Here is a 17196-nt window from a genome sequence, read left to right on the forward strand (position 1 = left end):
ACGTGGCGTATGGGCGGGTTGACGCTACGGAGCCTGTGTCCATCGCGCCACGTTTTTTGACGCTTACGTCAACTTTCGAACCAGGGAGTTCAGAAAAGCCCCGAATAAAGCGTGATTGCGAGCAATCCCAACCACAGTGCGGAACCGATGAGGGCGACACCCGCAGGCACCCATGGGGTGAGGCGCGGGGCTTTGAGGTTGGGGAACTCGTCTGCGCGTTGCTCCGGAAGGCGAGGGCGTCGGCCGGGTTCGTCTGAGCGCATGGTTCGCCTTTCGGTTGAATGTCGCGCTCCAGTTAAGCCCATCTTAGTGAAGCCCGCGTTAACAAAAGACATGGATCGGTTTGCGTGGCAGGTTTGCGCCAAGAGCGCTCGGGACTGGGAAACGGCGCTCGAGGCGCTGGAGCCTGTCCGTGCGCCGGCGTTCCAGCAAGGCGCGGTCTACGGCGCGATCGCCGAGGCAGCAGGCCGCCGTGTTGCGCGGCTGGAATTGCGGAGCTCCGGCAGGCAGATCGGGCTTGTGCAGATGATCGGGCGGGCAGGGCTCTGGCTGATCTCGCGGGGGCCGGTCTTTGCGCCCGATCTCACGGCGGTGCAACAGCGGGCGGCCTTGCGCGCGTTGGCGCAACGCGTGGGCGTGGTCCTTGCAACGCCCGAGCTGCCGGTCGCGGGGGCGGGGCTGATCCCGCTCGTCACGTCGCGCCATCAGGCGATCTGGGATCTTTCGCTTGGTCCCGAGGCGCTACGCGCAGGGATCACGGGGAAATGGCGCAACAGGCTTTCGGCGGCGGAGCGGGCGGGCCTCGTGCTGTGCCGCGAGACCGACCTTGCCGGGGTGCTGGAACAAGACAGGGCTCAGCAGCGCGCGCGGGGATATCGCGCTTTGCCACCTGGCTTTACCCGGAACTGGTCGCGGATCGCGCCGGAGGATCTAATGGCGCTGCGTGTCGAGACCCCGGGCGGGCAGCGGATCGCGGCGGGGATCTTCCTGATCCACGGAACGGGGGCGAGCTATCACATCGGCTGGAGCGCGGATACCGGTCGCGCGGGCAGCGCGCATAACCTGATGCTCTGGCAGGCGGCGTTGCAATTGCGGGCGCGCGGGGCGCGCCAGCTCGATCTCGGCGCCGTCGATGGTGAGGAAGGCACGGGGCGGATGCGGTTCAAGCTTGGCACCGGGGCGCGGGCCGAGCGGCTCGGGCAAACCTGTTGGGTATTGCCGGGTTAAGTCCTGCCCGAAATGCACGAAGGCGAGGCCGGGGCCTCGCCTTCGCGAAAAGTGATCAAATCGAACGGTGTGGCTTCATTCGGCCTTGCGCTCTTCGGCCACCATCTGCGCCATTGCCGCTTCGGGCGCATAGCCGCGCAGCAGCTGGCCACCGATCACGAAGGCGGGCGTGCCCGAGATCGCCATGCGTTGCGCGAGCTGGTAGTTCTGGCGCAGCACATCGGTCACGGCTTCGTCGTTCATCGCCTTGACGATCGCGTCGGCATCGAGCCCCTGATCCTTCGCAAGCGCGGTGAGGCTTTCGATGGTGAGGCTGCCGCGCATCGTCATCAGCGCATCATGCACTTTCTCGTAAGCGTCGTTCCCGGCGATTTGCTGGACCGCCACGGCAAAGCGCGCGCCAAGCTCGGATTCCTGACCGAGGATCGGGAACTCCTTCACGATGAAGCGGATATTGCCGTCGTTTTTCAGAAGGTCGCTGACCTCTGCATAGGCTTTCTTGCAGTAGGTGCATTTGTAATCCATGAACTCGACGATGGTCACGTCGCCCTCGGGATTGCCGCCGACCCAGCTGTAGCCGTCTTCGAAGATATCCTTCGCATTGGCCTTCACGAGCTGCGCGTCATTCTCGACCTGCTGGGCCTGCTGCTTGGCTTCCAGCTCGTTGATCGCCTCGACGAGAACTTCGGGGTTCTTCATAAGGTAGTCGCGCACGGCCTCGCCGAAAGCGGATTTCTGCGCGTCGCTCATTTTCGAGAAATCGAAATCCTGCGCGGGGGCGGCAGAGGCGAGGGCTGCGAAGGCGGTCGCGGCCAGAAGCGTGCGGAGCATGAGGCGTTTCCTTTGATCGGGGCAATTTCGCTTGCGTGCAAACTGGCGTTTCGGCGGCCAAGGTTCAAGGGCTTGTGAGAGCGGCACCGCGTCGCGTCGCATTGACGGGGCGGGGCGTGTGCCCTAACCCCCGAGGCGAAACGGTCACGAATTCGGGAGTTTGGTCATGCGGCAGTCGAAACGCGGACAGGTGGAACCCTTCATCGCGATGGATGTGCTGCGCATGGCGGCCGAGGCCGAGGCCGCGGGGCGCGATATCGTGCATATGGAAGTGGGCCAGCCCTCGACCTCCGCGCCGAAAGCCGCAAAGCGTCGCCTGGCCGAAGCGCTCGAACATCAGCCGATGGGCTACACGGTGGCGCTTGGTCTGCCCTACCTGCGCGAGGGCATCGCGCGGCTCTACAAGCGTTGGTACAATGTCGATCTCGATCCGGCGCGCGTGGTGATCACCTCGGGCTCGTCGGGCGCGTTCCAGCTGGCGTTCACGGCGCTGTTCGATGCGGGCGACAAGGTAGGGCTGGGTGAGCCGGGCTATCCGAGCTACCGCCAGATCCTCAAGGCCCTCTCGATCGAGCCCGTCGGCATCCCGACCGAGGCGCAGAACCGCTATCAGCCCACGCCGGAAGAAATCCCCGACGATCTGCAAGGTCTGATCGTCGCCTCGCCCGGCAACCCTTCGGGGACGATGCTGGGCAAGCCCGAACTGGAAGCGCTGATCGAGCATTGCGCCGCGCGCGACATCGCCTTCATTTCGGACGAGATCTATCACGGGCTGCAATATGACGCCCGCGCGGTCTCGGCGCTGGAGATCACCGACGATGTCTTCGTGATAAACTCCTTCTCCAAGTATTTCTCGATGACTGGATGGCGCGTGGGCTGGATGGTCGTGCCCGAAAGCCACCTGCGCACCGTCGAACGCCTTGCCCAGCACATGTTCATCTGCGCTCCCCATGCGAGCCAGGTGGCAGCCCTGGGCGCGCTGGAAAGCATTGAGGAGATGGAAGGCCATGTCTCGCGCTATGCCGAGAGCCGTGCGCTGTTGCTCGAAGAGTTGCCGAAGATGGGCTTCACCCGGATCGCACCGCCCGACGGTGCGTTCTATCTTTACGCCGATGTCTCCGAGCTGACCGAGGACAGCGCGGCATTTGCCGGCGAGATCCTCGAAAGCGTCGGCGTGGCCGTCACCCCGGGGATGGATTTCGACCCTCATCGCGGCAAGCAGACGATCCGGATCTCCTACGCGCAAAGCCCCGAACGGGTCGCGGAAGGCGTCCGCCGGTTGCGGGAGTTCATGGCGAAGCGGAACGGGTGAGCCGGGCGAAAGTGGCCTTCCAGTGGAAGGACGCTTCGGCGAACGCGCGAGGCTGGCCCGGGCGGGTCGTCCGGACAAGCTGCGCGCCACGTCGCTTTCCAGCCGCACCGCCAGCCGCTATAGTGCCCGAAAAACGAGGCATGAATGGTCGGGCGGTTCCTTCTTCTTCTCGCGACGCTTCTCGCGTTGACGCTGCCGGCGCGCGCGCAGGATTTCTCTGCGCTTGCGCGTTACGAGCCAGAGCGTAGCGCGATTACCCAGCAGGGCGGACAGACCGAAATCACGCTCGGGATCAGTCAGCCTGTCATCTACCGGGTCTTTCTTCTGGCTGCGCCTTACCGGCTCGTCGTGGATTTCCGCGAGGTGAATTTCGGCACCAGCACGCCGCAGGAGCTTCTGGGCGGCGCCGACGCGATCACCAATCTGCGCTGGGGCGCGTTTCGTCCGGGCTGGTCGCGCATGGTGGCCGAGCTCGACGGTCCTGTGCGGCTCGTGAGTTCCGAGGAGCGCACCGAGGGCGAGACCGAGATTCGCATCAAGCTCGAGCCTGTGCCGGTCGAGAAATTCACCCCGCGCAAGGGCGCCGCCGACAGCGCGCTGTGGGATCTGCCACAGCCCGCGCAGGTGTCGAACGCGCATCGCCGTCAGGATGGCGCGCGCCCGCTGGTGGTGGTGCTCGACCCTGGACATGGCGGGATCGACCCGGGCGCCGAGGATGGCGGCACGCGCGAGGCTGATATCGTTCTGGGCTTTGCCCGGCAGCTGCGCGACCAGCTGCGCCGGGCCGGGATGACGGTTGTGATGACGCGCGATCAGGATGTCTTCGTGCCGCTCGAGACGCGGGTGACGGTCGCACGGGCGGCCGGGGCGGATCTGTTCGTCTCCCTGCATGCGGATTCGATCGCGGAGGGGCAGGCGAGCGGTTCGAGTATCTATCGGCTCTCCGATCATGCCGAGGATGACGCGACCCGCAAGCTTGTGGCGCGCCATGACCGCGATGACATCCTCGCTGGTGTCGATCTGGACGGGCAGGGCGATCAGGTGGCCCATGTCCTCGTCGATCTTGCGCGGCGCGAGACGCAACCGCGCTCGCTGCGGCTTTCGCAGGTGCTCGCGGGCGCAATCAAGGGCGCGGGGCTGCATATGCACAAGCATCCCGTGCAGGGCGCGGATTTCTCGGTGCTCAAATCCCCGGACATTCCCTCGGTTCTGATCGAACTTGGGTTCTTGTCCTCGCCCGCCGATCGCAAGCGTCTCCAGGATCCCGACTGGCGCGCCCGCATGGCCGCGGCGATCACCCGCGGTATCGAGAGCTGGGCGCAATCGGACGCCGCGGAAGCGAAACTCCTGCGCCAGTAATCACCCGCGAAAACGGGGTTTACGGGCGGCCATCCGCTCATCGAGCGGGAAAGTGATCGCTTGAACCCTTCTCGCAAGCGGGAGCGCACATTACTTTGACCGTCACGAATGCGCGATGTATAGGCAGGCGCGACGGGGCGGACCTGCGCGCCTCGAGACAAAAGGTGGCATCAGTGATCCGTTTCATTCTCGGTTCGATCGGCGGCGTTTTCTCCTGGGTCGTCACAGGCCTGTTCTTTGCCGCGCTCACGATCGGGGCGATCTTCTGGATCTATTCGCGCGACCTGCCGAGCTATGACCAGCTCGCGCAGTATCGTCCCAAGACGATCTCGCGGATCTATAATGGCGATGGCCGCCTGATCGACGAGTTCGCCGACCAGCGCCGCCTCTTCGTTCCGATCCGCGACATGCCGGATCTGGTGAAGGGTGCGTTCATCTCGGCCGAGGACAAGAATTTCTACTACCACCCGGGGTTTGACCCGCGCGGCATCATCGCGGCGATGGTGACGGCGATGAAATCGGGCGGGCGTGACGTGCGCGGCGCCTCGACCATCACCCAGCAGGTGACGAAGAACCTTCTGCTTTCGTCGGACCGCTCGGTCGAACGCAAGATCAAGGAGCTGATCCTGTCCTCGCGCATCGAACATGTGCTGAGCAAGGATCGCATCCTCGAGCTCTATCTCAACGAGATCTATCTGGGGCAGAACTCCTATGGCGTGGCCGCCGCCGCGCAGACCTATTTCAACAAGACCCTCTCGGAGCTGAGCGTCGGCGAAGCCGCTTACCTCGCGGCGCTGCCGAAGAAGCCCGCCGATCTGCACCCGGTGCGCGATTACGAGACCGCCGTCCTGCGCCGCAACTACGTGCTGCGCCGGATGTTCGAGGATGGGCGCATCGACAAGGCCACGATGGAGGCCGAGCAGCAAAAGCCGCTGAAGAGCGTGCAGAACGGCGATTATGCGCCCTTCCGCGCGCAGATGCCCCCGCGCGATTACTTCACCGACGAGATCCGCCGTCAGCTGTCGAAAAGCTTCGGCGAGGAAGAGTTCTTCGGCGGCGGCCTTACGATCCGCGCGACCGTGAACCCCGACCTTCAGGCGCAGGCCGCCAAGGCGCTTCAGAACGCGCTCGAGAAATACGATCGCGAGCTGGGGATCTGGCGCGGCACCGGGGTGAAGATCCCCGAGGACAAGCTGGGCAAGGAAGCCGACTGGCGCGCCGCCCTTGCGGATGTGCCCACCGACAAGGCGCCGCGCGATATCGTCGGCTGGCATCCGGCGGTGGTGCTGGGCTTCGAGGGCGGCTCGGCCCGGATCGGCATTGAAGGCATCGAGGAAGACAATGACGGCCACTGGATCCCGCCCGAGGATGTGACCTGGGCGCGCAAGCAGCTCAAGGACGGCAAGCTCGCGGGCCGCGCCAAGACCGCGCAGGATCTGCTCGAGATCGGCGATGTGGTCGAGGTGCGCGCGATGACGAAGGACGCCGACGGCTCCTTCATCCGCTGGACCCTGCGCCAGGTGCCCAAGGTCGAGGGCGCCTTCATGGCGATGGACGTCAATACCGGACGTGTTCTCGCGATGCAGGGCGGTTTCTCCTACCAGTCCTCGGTCTTCAACCGCGCGACCCAGGCGATGCGCCAGCCCGGCTCGAATTTCAAACCCTTCGTCTATGCCGCGGCGCTGGATTCGGGCTTCTCGCCTGAGACGATCGTGATCGACGCGCCGATCGAGGTGAACACGCCGCAAGGCCTGTGGCGCCCGAAGAACGCGTCCAACAAGTATTACGGGCCGACGCCGATGCGCACGGGTCTGGAGCATTCGCGCAACCTGATGACGATCCGTATCGCGCAGGAAATCGGCATGGATACGGTCGCGGCCTATGCCGAGAAATTCGGCGTCTATGACCATATGCGCCGCTTCCTCGCCAATGCGCTCGGTGCGCAGGAAACGACAATGTTCCGCCTGATTTCGGCCTATGCGATGTTCGCCAATGGCGGCGAGCGGGTGGAGCCGACACTGGTCGACCGCGTGCAGGACCGCTACGGCCGCACGATCTACCGCCACGACCAGCGGAGCTGTGACAACTGTTCGGACCCGAACCTTCCCGAGGGGCAGGGGCCGCAGATCACCTCGAACCGCGAGCAGATCATCGACCCGATCACCGCCTATCAGATGATCTCGCTGATGGAAGGCGTGGTGAAGCGCGGCTCGGGCTACGGCGTGAAACTCCCCGTCCCGGTCGCGGGCAAGACCGGGACCACGAACGACGCCAAGGACGTGTGGTTCACCGGCTTCACCAGCAATATCGTGGCCTCGTGCTACATGGGCTATGACAATCCGCGCTCGCTGGGTCGGCATGCCTATGGCGGCACGCTTTGCGTCCCGGTTTTCAACGAGTTCATGAAAGAGGCGATCAAGGATTTCGGTGGCTCGAAATTCAAGGTGCCGCCGGGTGGCAACTGGGTGAAATTCAACCGCTTCACCGGCGAGCGTCTTCCCGACAGCGCGACGGGCGATTTCGTGCAGGCCGAATATCTGCGCCCGGGTCAGGACATGACGGGCCTCGGCGCGCTGATCGTCGATGGTGGTTTCGCGATGGGCGCGAACCTGCCGCTCTTTGCCCGGGGTGAGACCGACGATCGCGGCTCGACCACGGTCACGACGTCGACCGGCCAACAGAAAGTGATCCCGAAGAAGGCCGATTTCGGCACGCTTTCGGCTGGCGGGCTTTACTGACCGCCGCCGCGCGGGGGCCGGCAAGGCATTGCGAAGGGGCGCCGGAAGGGCGCCCCTTTTTTGATCGTGCTCGTGCGGGTCAGACAGGTCAACGGCCCGATGGGTGTTCGGACGGGCAACATGCGCCGCTGCGCCCGCGAGTTCGGCACGCGAGCCAGATCCTGACCGACGTGTTCTTCCCCTTGCGCCTTCAATGCCAGGGCGAGTGATCGCAACCCGCCCGAACCGATGCCCGGTGGTGCAGCCCATAAGGCCAACGGAGGGTGCGCAAGACCCGGCCCCGCGAGGGGCGTTGCCCCTCTGGCCTTCGGCCATTCACCCCAAGATATTTGGATCAAGAAGAAGGGCCCTTCCGGCCCGCTCTTCGCGTTGGCGAAAATATCCCCGCCGGAGGCTCCCCAACCTGACGGGCGCTCAGCGGCCGGGCGTCGGCTCCGTCGGCACAAGATGCGTGATGCCAGTCGCGGCCGCCCGGGCGAGCGCGGGATCGAGCGACATCGGGATATATTCGCCCGAGCGCCAGAGCTCCGACAGGTCGTCGTAGTGGCGGCTCAAGGGATGGCCCGATTGCCCGGTCGAGATGATGAAAACCGAGCTGTCCGGGTCGGCGAAATCAAGCACTTCACGATAGCCAGCAGCGTGGACATTGGCGTAGCTGTCAGGGCCCTCGCCGCCGCGCGTGCGCCCGCGCATCAAGGTGAAATCACCGCCAGAGGTCGACTGCCGGATATTCACGAACCATTTCAGCCCCGGAACCTTGCCGAGTACCGGATTGTCCTGTTCGGCCATATGCGCATCGCCCCAGCGCCAGCTCTCGAGATTGGGGCCATATTTCTTCGACAGATCCAGAAGGGCCGCGTCGAGGGACTGGCGCGCGATATCGGTGCAGGTCTCTTTTGGTGCGGATTGGATGACGTCACACCAATGGCTGGCCCCCTGCGTGTCACGGAAGACTCGTTCGATGAAGACCGGCTCGAGATGGTCGAATTTCTTCGCCAGCGGCCCCAGTTCGTCGCGGATCAGCCGGTTTTGCAGCTCGCGCATCCAGGCGGCGTAGATCAGCGGCTCGGGCAGGTGTTCGCTCATCTCCCCGTCCCAGCTCGCGAGCATCTCCAAGGCGCGCTGGCGCATCCGTTCGGGCGTGCCCTCGGGGGCGGGATCACCGGTGAACCACAGGTTCGCGCCCACGAGCGGCAGCAACCCGCGCGCGGCGGGCGAAACCGTATCCAGCTGCGCCGAGATGAAGCTGTCGCGCGAATGCACTTCGCGCTCGCCCATGAGCTTGCTCAGCCGCTGGATGCGCTGCGTATCCCCCCAGTTGAAGGAGACGTTATAGGGGAAGGGCCGGTCCACCGTCTTGTTGTTGGTGTTGACCACGATCCCGCCCTTGGGGTCGATGAATTGCGGATTGTCCTTGAAGGGCAGGTAGCCCTTCCAGTGGTTCTCGGGTTTCCAGCCGGCATTGGGCATTCGGCCTTGCGTGTCATTGGCCGGATCGCGCAGCGGGATCTTTCCGGCGGTGACCAGCGCCACCCCGTTCTGATCGGCGAGCGTGATATTCTGCGCGGGCACGACGACCTGCTCGGCCGCCTTGAGTGCCTCGGGGATCGACTGGGCGCGCATCAGCTCCATCGCACCGGTCAGCGTCGTGTCATGGGGCTCAAACGCGGTCCAGCTGAGCGACACCACCGAATTGGGCGGGGTGACCGTGGCGAGGTCGAAATGGCTGCCGGGAAGGACGGGGCCGTTGTCGGTCCAGCGCAGGGTCAGCGTGACGGGGGTGGCATCCTTGACGTTGACGATCACGCGCCTGGTGCGGAAGGATTTCCAGCCATCGGCCGTGCGGTATTTCGTCGGATCGTCGGGGTCGAGCTCTTCGATATGCAGATCCTGGTCGTCCACGTAAGCGGTGGTCAGCCCCCAGCCGAGATCCTTGTTGCGCCCCGAGAGAACCAGCGGCATCCCCGGAATGGTGCCGCCGATCACGCCACCCGATTGCAGCTGAAGCCGCGCGAGATACCAGATCGAAGGGGCAGTCAGGCCCAGATGCGGGTCATTGGCCAGGAGCGAGCCGCCCGCGGCCGAGCGGTCGGGTGCGGCCGCCCAGGCATTCGAGGCACCCGCCATGCCGCGCCCGGGGAAAGGCGACAAAAGTCCCTCGGGAGCGGTGCTCGCAGTCTGGATCCCGCGGGGCATCTCGGGAAAGAGGCTCGCATAGGCGGGAAGGGCGGCCACCGCCTGCTGCGGATCGTCGGGCATCACGTCGCGCACCAGATCGGGCCCGGCCAGCGAGACACGCGCGCGCAGCACCTCGTCCTGAAGCTGGCTCGAGAGCTGCACGGCCATCAGCTTCATGATCGCGATGGAATCGGCGGGCGTCCAATAGGCGATCTTGTTGTCGAAGAGGAAGAACTCCGGCGCGCCGCGCCCCATCGCGCCCTGATTGACGATCTCGATCCACTGGTTGACCCCGCGCGCATAGGCCTCGAGCGCCTTGCGGGTGTAATCGTCCTGTGCCGAGACCGAGGACAGCGCCGCATCATAGAGACCCAGCCGCCGCATCAGCTCGTCGGTCTTGAGCGTCTCGGCTCCGAAGACCTCCGAGAGCCGCCCCTGCACCGTGCGCCGCAGTAGCGTCATCTGCCAGAGCCGGTCCTGCGCATGAGCAAGCCCCAGCGCAAAATAGACATCCGGGTCGTCCTTGCCGAAGATATGCGGCACATCCTCGGTCGAGCGTACGATCTCGACCGGCGCGCTCAGCCCCGTCACCTCATAGGTGGCGCTGTAATCAGGCAGCGAGCGCGAGGCGAAATAGTAAACGAGACCGCCCAGCACGACGACACATGCGATCACGGCGATGAGGAGCCGCACGCCCCAGCGAAAGACCTTGTACATCCGGTTCCTCTGACCTCGTTCGTCCCGGCCTCTGGTTGACGTGCCCGGTTGGGGCGTTACTAGTTGAGCGCGACACCACAATCAACGCGCCTGCGCCATTGGACGCGGGGTTTCGCGATCACGCAAGGGAGAGGTCTATGGCAAAAGTTGCATTTCTGGGGCTCGGAGTCATGGGCTATCCGATGGCGGGGCATCTGAAGGCTGCGGGGCACGAGGTGACGGTCTACAACCGGACCGCCGCGAAGGCCGAGGCATGGGTGGCTGAACATGGCGGGGCAGCGGCCGCAACCCCGCGTGAGGCAGCCCAAGGCGCCGATTTCGTGATGTCTTGCGTCGGCAATGACGATGACCTGCGCGAGGTCTGCCTCGGCAAGGACGGGGCGTTCAAGGGGATGAAGACCGGCTCGGTCTTCGTCGATCACACGACGGTTTCGGCGGCGGTGACGCGCGAGCTTTCGGGCGAGGCTGCGGGGCATGGCGTGGCCTTCATCGACGCGCCGATTTCGGGCGGTCAGGCAGGCGCCGAGAACGGCCAGCTCTCTGTCATGTGCGGGGGCGACGAGGCCGCTTACGCCAAGGCCGAGCCGGTGATCGCGGCCTATGCCAAGATCTGTCGCCGCCTGGGCGAAAGCGGCGCGGGCCAGGTGACCAAGATGTGCAACCAGATCGCGATCGCGGGTCTTGTGCAGGGGCTGGCCGAAAGCCTGAACTTCGCGGAGAAGGCCGGTCTCGACATTCCCGCGGTCGTCGAGGTGATCAGCCAAGGCGCGGCAGGTTCGTGGCAGATGGCGAACCGCTACGAGACCATGGCGAAGAACGAATTCGAATTCGGCTTCGCGGTGGACTGGATGCGCAAGGATCTCGCGATCTGCCTGAAAACGGGCGACGAGATCGGTGCTTCGCTGCCTGTGACCGCACTGGTCGACCAGTTCTACAAGGATGTTCAGGCGATGGGCGGCCAGCGTTGGGACACGTCCTCGCTGATCGCGCGGCTGCGCAAGCTGGGCTGAGGGCAAGGCGCGCGGCCGCCCCGTTGCCGGGGCGACATCTTTATCAAAGGCGGGGGCGCTGCCCCCGTCGCCCAGGGGCGACTCCCCCGAGATATTTCGATCAAGAAGAAGATCAGGGACGGATGCTCTTCGAGTTGGCCAAAATATCCCGGGGGTGAGGCGCGGAACGCGCCGAGGGGGCAGCGCCCCCTTTTTGCGCCCCGCATCGTTTGCCGAGCAGGGTGGACGCAAGCCCTGAGGTCGCCACAAAAGCAAAGGGCCCCACGCGGGGCCCTTCGTCATCAGAACGGGATCTCGTCGTCGAAATCGGGACGACCGCCGCCGCCGCCGCTCGAGCCGCCCGAGGAGGGGCCGCCATAGCCGCCGCCCTCGTCATAGCCGCCCGAGGACGGCCCGCCGTAGCCGCCGCCCGAGCCGCCACCGTAACCACCGCCTGAGCCACCGCCTTCGCGGCTGTCGAGCAGCGTCAGCTCGCCGCGATAGGGGCGCAGCACGACTTCGGTCGAATAGCGGTCCTGACCGGATTGATCCTGCCATTTGCGGGTTTCGAGCTGGCCCTCGATATAGACCTTCGAGCCCTTGCGCAGGTATTGCTCGGCGATCTTGGCGAGCGGCTCGGAGAAGATCGCGACCGAATGCCATTCGGTGCGCTCCTTGCGCTCGCCGGTGTTGCGGTCGCGCCAGTTCTCGGAGGTGGCGATGCGCAGGTTGCACACCTTGCCGCCGTTCGAGAAGGTCCGCACTTCCGGGTCGCGCCCCAGATTGCCGACCAGGATGACCTTATTGACGCTGCCTGCCATGCGTTCCTCCGCCTGCGATTCTCAAATTGACCCTCAAGGGTATAGAGCAGCCTTCCGGCAGCGCCTAGGGGCTGCGCCTCGCTCAACCGTGACGGAAACCGGCAAGAACCCGCGTGCATCTTTGGTTTGAGAGGCCGATTTCGCGGCGCTCTGCAACCTCGCTCCGATGGCGGGGGGCGGATTGGCGGTGCAGATCGTTGCACACCGGTTCGGGATGATCCCGGCCGGCCCATCACCCAAGACATGAGGATTGAGCCCATGAAGAAACTGACCCTGATCGCTGCCGCTGCCCTGATCGCCGGCACCTCCGCGCTGCCCGTTCTGGCCGAGCAGCCCGTCGCGCAGGACAAGGCCGACAAGCTCGGGGCCGAGCTGAAGGCGCAAGGCTACGAGGTGCGCCGGATGGAGATGGAAGACGGCTATATCGAGGTTTACGCGCTCAAGGATGGCAAGCGCATGGAGCTGTATTTCGACTCCAACCTCAAGCAGGTGACTCGCAAAGGTGACAACGGCTGATCGCCGGTCCCTACCTGCCGCGGGCCGGGGCATTCCCGGCCCGCAAGCTGCCCTCGCTGATACCGAACCAGAAGAAGGAGCCTGCGCATGGCCATCGAAGACGCCAGTTTCACCGATTTTTCCGATCAAGAGGAGCGGCACGCACCGCCGCGCGGAACCCATCATGTCTGGGATATATTCGTGCGGATCTTCCACTGGTCGATCGTGGGGCTTTTCACCGCGAATGCCTTCTTCACCTCGCCCAAGCATGATCTGCATCACTATATCGGCTATACCGTGGCGGGGCTTGTCACCCTGCGTATCATCTGGGGGCTGGTGGGTTCGCATCATGCGCGCTTTACCGATTTTCCGCCCTCGCCCTCGGGGGCACTGACGCAGCTTCGTGACATGGCCACGGGCCGCCGGCATGCGCATCTGGGGCATTCGCCGCTCGGGGCGCTGATGATCTACAACCTGCTTTTGACGCTTCTGGTGATCGCGGGGTCGGGCTGGTTGATGACGACCGATGCCTATTGGGGCGTGAAATGGCCTCAGGAAGTGCATGAGATGGCGGTCGACTGGGCTGAATTTTCGATCGCGGCCCATATCGTTGCCGTGATCTACGAGAGCCGCAGGTTGCGCGTCAATCTCGCCCGCGCGATGATCACCGGAAAGAAAGTGTTCGGACGCAGCGGGAGATAACCTTCGATGCAAATCACGCGAGAGCGTGTCTCGGCCTGGACCAAGGAGGGCGCGCTCGTCGCGCTCATCCTGTTTCAGGCCGCCTGTACATCCCTTTTCGTCGCTGACGTGTTCGATGATATCAAGGAAGCCGGACACATCACGCTTCATCTCAATATCGAGCTTTTCGCCAATATCGGCCTTATCGCGGGGATCGCGGTCGAAGCCGTCGTGCTCTGGAAGCTGTTGCGCCGGCAGGCGATGGCCGACCGGGCGCTTTCGGCGGCACAGGGCGCGATGGCCGAACTGATGGTCGAGCAGTTCCGCAACTGGGGGCTGACGGCTGCCGAGGCCGATGTGGCGAGCTTCACGATCAAGGGCTTCACCATCGCCGAGACCGCCGATCTGCGCGGCTCCTCGGAGGCGACCGTGAAATCCCATCTGAACGCCGTCTATCGCAAGGCCGGGGTGAGCGGGCGCGCCCAGCTCGTTTCGGTCTTCGTCGAGGAGCTGTTTCACGGCCCGATCCGAGCCGATGCGACACTGCAACAGGCCATCGTAAAGTGAGCTCACGCCCCCGTGTCGGCAGGCGATTGCCGATGCGGGGGGTGTTTTCCTTTAACTTTCGGGGGAATCTGTGTAGGTTTTTGCGCAAGAATGGGTGGATGTGAACGGTAGGGTGCCGATGCGTAAAATTGTCGGGAGGCTCGGGCTGGGCGCGATGGTCGCTCTCGCGCCGATGATCGTGCACGCCGAGGGGCTCAAGCTCAGCGGTGCGTCCTCGAAGTCGCGGGCGATGCTGTTTCGGAACCAGACCAACATCCTCGATACCCGCGCCGCCCAGCAATACGAGCATTCCTCGCGCCTCAAGCCGGGCGCGAAATCCCTGGCCGGACTCGAACCCGAAACGGTGCCGAGCTATTCCGGCAGGTATCGTGGCCAGTATCTGGGCACAGCCAAGGCGGCTGCCGCGCGCCACAACATCCCCGAAGACCTTTTCCTGCGTCTCGTGCAGCAGGAGAGCGGCTGGAACCCGAACGCGCGCTCGCACAAGGGCGCGATGGGTCTGGCGCAGCTGATGCCCGCAACCGCGGCCAAGCTCGGGGTCAACCCACGCGATCCCGCGCAGAACCTCGAAGGCGGCGCGCGCTACCTGCGGATGATGTATGATCGCTTCGGAAGCTGGCGCCTCGCGCTGGCGGCCTATAACGCGGGGCCCGAAGCCGTGGCAAAGCATAACGGCGTGCCGCCCTATCGCGAAACGCGCAATTACGTGCGGGTCATCTACGGCAGCTGATCGCACGCGGTGTCGCTTTGACAGCGATAACAATGGAAAAACCCCGCAGGGCAACGCCTCTGCGGGGTTTGTTTTTCGTGAAGATCGGCGCGTAACGCCTTGATATTACGGGATCACACGGGTGTATTTGGTGCCCGCGAGCGAGGCGCCCGCGATCAGGCCGGCCTGGCCGAAGACCAGTGCGATGACCGGTGCGGTGGAGGTAAGCGTCGAGGCCGCGATTGCGCCGCCGCGATCGGGCAGCGCATAGCGCGCATCTGCGCCAAGCTGCCAGCCATCCGAGCTGCGGAAATCTGCAAGCGCCTCGGGGGTCATGAAGAACAGCGCATGGGCGTATTGCTGCGCGCCGATCTGGAGACCGAAGCTCGCCGCGGCAGCCGCGTAGTAATCGACGGTCACGTTGTTGATGCGCAGCGCGCCGCGCCCGAAGGAGCCACCAAAGCCGAACCCCGCCTCGGTCACCAGAGGCATCCAGAGAACGCCGACCGATTTCGCCTCGAGATCGCTCGTGCCGGGGAATTTCGTGAGAAGGTAGTTCCGGGTCGCGTCGACACGCGCATCCAGCTTCGCCGCGCCCGTGCTGCCGATCCCGTTGCCGCAGGCTGCAAGCGTCAGGCCCGCGCCACTCATCGCCAGAAGGTTCCGTCTGGAAATCATCGTCATCTTGTATCTGCTCCGCTCGATTGCGCCCGGAACCTGCCGGGCCCTCAACAGTCTTATCCTGACCGATTGCCACAAATTATAGCGTAGGGAACCCGCGCTGTCACTTATTCTTGAGGGAAGTCACGGCTTTGTGGCGAATCCCTGCTTACCTTCGCGCCTCTTTCCGCGCTCACCCCTGCGCGAGCAACCGCGCCGCCTGCGGAGCGAAATAGGTCAGCACCCCGTCGCAGCCCGCGCGGCGGAAGCTCATCAGGCTCTCGAGCATCACCTTGTCATGGTCGAGCCAACCATTCTTCACCGCCGCCATCATCATCGCGTATTCACCCGACACCTGATAGGCATAGGTCGGCACGCCGAACTGTTCCTTCACCCGGCGACAGATGTCGAGATAGGGCATGCCGGGTTTCACCATCACCATATCGGCGCCCTCGGCCAGATCACGCGCCACCAGCCGGATCGCTTCGTCGGAATTGCCCGGGTTCATCTGGTAGGTCTTCTTGTCGCCCTTGAGCGCACCCGAGGCGCCCACCGCATCGCGGAACGGCCCATAGAAGGCCGAGGCGTATTTCGCCGCATAGCTCAGGATCGTCACGTCGGCATGGCCCGCAGCTTCGAGCGCCGACCGCAGCGCGCCGATCCGGCCGTCCATCATGTCGGAGGGCCCCAGGATATCGGCCCCGGCCTCGGCCTGCGCGAGCCCCATGCGCACGAGGCACTCGACCGTCTCGTCATTGAGGATCACCCCGTCACGCACCAGCCCGTCATGGCCGTTGGCATTATAGGGATCGAGCGCGATATCGGTCATGATCGCGATCTCGGGGACTTCTTTTTTGATCGCGCGGATCACACGGTTGGTGATGTTGTCGGGATTCCAGGCCTCTTCGCAGGCCTCGGTCTTCACCGCCGGATCGGTATAGGGAAAGAGGCAGATCGCGGGGATGCCGAGCTTGGCGGCCTCTTCCGCGGCCTTCACCGCGCCCTCCAGAGTGCGGCGGAACACGCCGGGCATCGACGGCACTTCGACATCGGCGCCCGCGACATCGGTGATGAAGATCGGCCAGATCATGTCCTTCACGCTCAGACGGTGTTCCTGAGCGAGATCTCGCAGCGCGGCAGAGCGGCGCATCCGGCGCAGGCGGGTATGGGGGAAAGGCGGAAGGATCGGGTTCATCGCTGGGGACTCCTCTGGCTTGGGCCAAGGGGTGCCATGGATCGCGCGGACTGGCAAGCGCGGCAGGTCGGCGCGGCTGCGGGCTTCCGCTCGGCTTCGCGCTGGTCTATGCAATGGAAAAACCGGTACAAGTCGCAGGAGCCAACCGCGTGGAAATCTTCGATGTGATCACCCGTTTGATCGATCTGCGGAGCTTCTCCAACCTGTGGTACTGGATCGCGCTCGCCGCGATCTGGTCTTCGGCCTCGCATTGGGTGATGGGCGTTCCCTGGGACATGGTCGGCCGCGCGCGGCGCAAGGGGAATGAGGCGGCGGCGGATCTGGTGCAGATCGCCGGTGTGAACGCGCGCAGGCTCAACCGGATCCGGGGCGATGCGGGCGTGTCGATGGCGGTCTCGATCCCGTTCCTCTTGAGCTTTCTCATCATCACCGGTTTCGTCTATGGCTCCGAAACCGCGCAGGCCTTCGCATTGCTGCTTGTGCCGCTGATGCTCGTCTTCGGCCTGAGTTTGCGGTTGGCGATGCGGCTCGAGGATGCGCTGACCAGTGGGGCAGGGGCGGATTTCGTGATCGCGGCGCTTTCGCGTCACCGGATCAGCATTCAGACCGTCGGTGTGATCTCGATCATCGTCACGTCGCTTTGGGGCATGTTCCAGAACCTGCGTCTCTCCCTGTTGGTCTGAGCGGGCTTGACTCCGGGCGCTGGCTCGATACCTC

The 17196-nt window shown here is 64.6% G+C and carries 15 protein-coding genes; 10 read left to right on the forward strand and 5 right to left on the reverse strand.

What is annotated here, in order from left to right; genetic code table 11:
- Positions 1 to 333: 333 nt before the first annotated feature.
- Complete coding sequence (locus tag BMG00_RS16810; protein WP_146642684.1) at positions 334 to 1227, forward strand: GNAT family N-acetyltransferase; 894 nt, start codon at positions 334 to 336, stop codon at positions 1225 to 1227.
- A 75-nt stretch (positions 1228 to 1302) separates the two neighbouring features.
- Here BMG00_RS16810 and BMG00_RS16815 read toward each other — a convergent pair whose 3' ends face one another.
- A complete protein-coding gene (locus tag BMG00_RS16815) occupies positions 1303 to 2058 on the reverse strand; it encodes a DsbA family protein (RefSeq protein ID WP_078530557.1) in 756 nt (251 codons plus the stop codon).
- Positions 2059 to 2224: 166 nt separating this feature from the next.
- On the opposite strand from BMG00_RS16815, the gene BMG00_RS16820 reads away from it, so the two are divergent.
- The 3 genes from BMG00_RS16820 (at position 2225) to BMG00_RS16830 (ending at position 7467) form a co-directional block, all read left to right on the forward strand.
- Positions 2225 to 3370: a pyridoxal phosphate-dependent aminotransferase gene (locus BMG00_RS16820; RefSeq protein WP_078575193.1), complete on the forward strand. Its 1146-nt coding sequence runs from the start codon at positions 2225 to 2227 to the stop codon at positions 3368 to 3370.
- A gap of 144 nt (positions 3371 to 3514) precedes the next feature.
- A complete protein-coding gene (locus BMG00_RS16825) occupies positions 3515 to 4729 on the forward strand; it encodes an N-acetylmuramoyl-L-alanine amidase (protein ID WP_078575195.1) in 1215 nt (404 codons plus the stop codon).
- A 173-nt stretch (positions 4730 to 4902) separates the two neighbouring features.
- The gene (locus BMG00_RS16830; RefSeq protein ID WP_078575197.1) at positions 4903 to 7467 is read left to right on the forward strand and encodes a penicillin-binding protein 1A; all 2565 of its coding nucleotides are present in this window, start codon (positions 4903 to 4905) and stop codon (positions 7465 to 7467) included.
- A 414-nt stretch (positions 7468 to 7881) separates the two neighbouring features.
- Here the strand turns inward: BMG00_RS16830 and BMG00_RS16835 are convergent, their stop codons facing one another.
- A complete protein-coding gene (locus BMG00_RS16835; RefSeq protein ID WP_078575198.1) occupies positions 7882 to 10362 on the reverse strand; it encodes a penicillin acylase family protein in 2481 nt (826 codons plus the stop codon).
- Positions 10363 to 10460: 98 nt separating this feature from the next.
- On the opposite strand from BMG00_RS16835, the gene BMG00_RS16840 reads away from it, so the two are divergent.
- Positions 10461 to 11372, forward strand: a complete 912-nt coding sequence (locus BMG00_RS16840) for an NAD(P)-dependent oxidoreductase (RefSeq protein ID WP_273072672.1) — start codon at positions 10461 to 10463, stop codon at positions 11370 to 11372.
- 281 nt (positions 11373 to 11653) lie between these two features.
- On the opposite strand, the gene ssb is transcribed toward BMG00_RS16840, so the two are convergent.
- A complete protein-coding gene (gene ssb / locus BMG00_RS16845) occupies positions 11654 to 12172 on the reverse strand; it encodes a single-stranded DNA-binding protein (RefSeq protein WP_078530551.1) in 519 nt (172 codons plus the stop codon).
- 258 nt (positions 12173 to 12430) lie between these two features.
- Between ssb and BMG00_RS16850 the strand changes: the two genes are divergently transcribed.
- From BMG00_RS16850 to BMG00_RS16865, 4 genes are all read left to right on the forward strand, one after another.
- Positions 12431 to 12688 (forward strand): PepSY domain-containing protein, encoded by a 258-nt coding sequence (locus tag BMG00_RS16850; protein WP_158521760.1) that lies wholly within the window; start codon positions 12431 to 12433, stop codon positions 12686 to 12688.
- 87 nt (positions 12689 to 12775) lie between these two features.
- Positions 12776 to 13369 (forward strand): cytochrome b/b6 domain-containing protein, encoded by a 594-nt coding sequence (locus BMG00_RS16855; protein WP_078530549.1) that lies wholly within the window; start codon positions 12776 to 12778, stop codon positions 13367 to 13369.
- 6 nt (positions 13370 to 13375) lie between these two features.
- Positions 13376 to 13915, forward strand: coding sequence for a helix-turn-helix transcriptional regulator (locus BMG00_RS16860; protein WP_078530548.1), 540 nt, complete (start codon positions 13376 to 13378; stop codon positions 13913 to 13915).
- Positions 13916 to 14033: 118 nt separating this feature from the next.
- Positions 14034 to 14645 carry a lytic transglycosylase domain-containing protein gene (locus tag BMG00_RS16865; RefSeq protein WP_078575201.1) on the forward strand — a complete coding sequence of 204 codons (612 nt, stop codon included), beginning with the start codon at positions 14034 to 14036 and terminating at the stop codon, positions 14643 to 14645.
- Positions 14646 to 14750: 105 nt separating this feature from the next.
- Here the strand turns inward: BMG00_RS16865 and BMG00_RS16870 are convergent, their stop codons facing one another.
- Both BMG00_RS16870 and hemB read right to left on the reverse strand, forming a co-directional pair.
- Complete coding sequence (locus tag BMG00_RS16870; protein ID WP_078530546.1) at positions 14751 to 15308, reverse strand: lipid-binding SYLF domain-containing protein; 558 nt, start codon at positions 15306 to 15308, stop codon at positions 14751 to 14753.
- 169 nt (positions 15309 to 15477) lie between these two features.
- Positions 15478 to 16479, reverse strand: a complete 1002-nt coding sequence (gene hemB / locus BMG00_RS16875; RefSeq protein ID WP_078530545.1) for a porphobilinogen synthase — start codon at positions 16477 to 16479, stop codon at positions 15478 to 15480.
- A 149-nt stretch (positions 16480 to 16628) separates the two neighbouring features.
- Between hemB and BMG00_RS16880 the strand changes: the two genes are divergently transcribed.
- A complete protein-coding gene (locus BMG00_RS16880) occupies positions 16629 to 17162 on the forward strand; it encodes a hypothetical protein (RefSeq protein WP_078530544.1) in 534 nt (177 codons plus the stop codon).
- Positions 17163 to 17196: the final 34 nt, after the last annotated feature.

Origin of the sequence: Thioclava marina, from assembly GCF_002020135.1 — a bacterium.
GTDB classification, from domain to species: domain Bacteria; phylum Pseudomonadota; class Alphaproteobacteria; order Rhodobacterales; family Rhodobacteraceae; genus Thioclava; species Thioclava marina.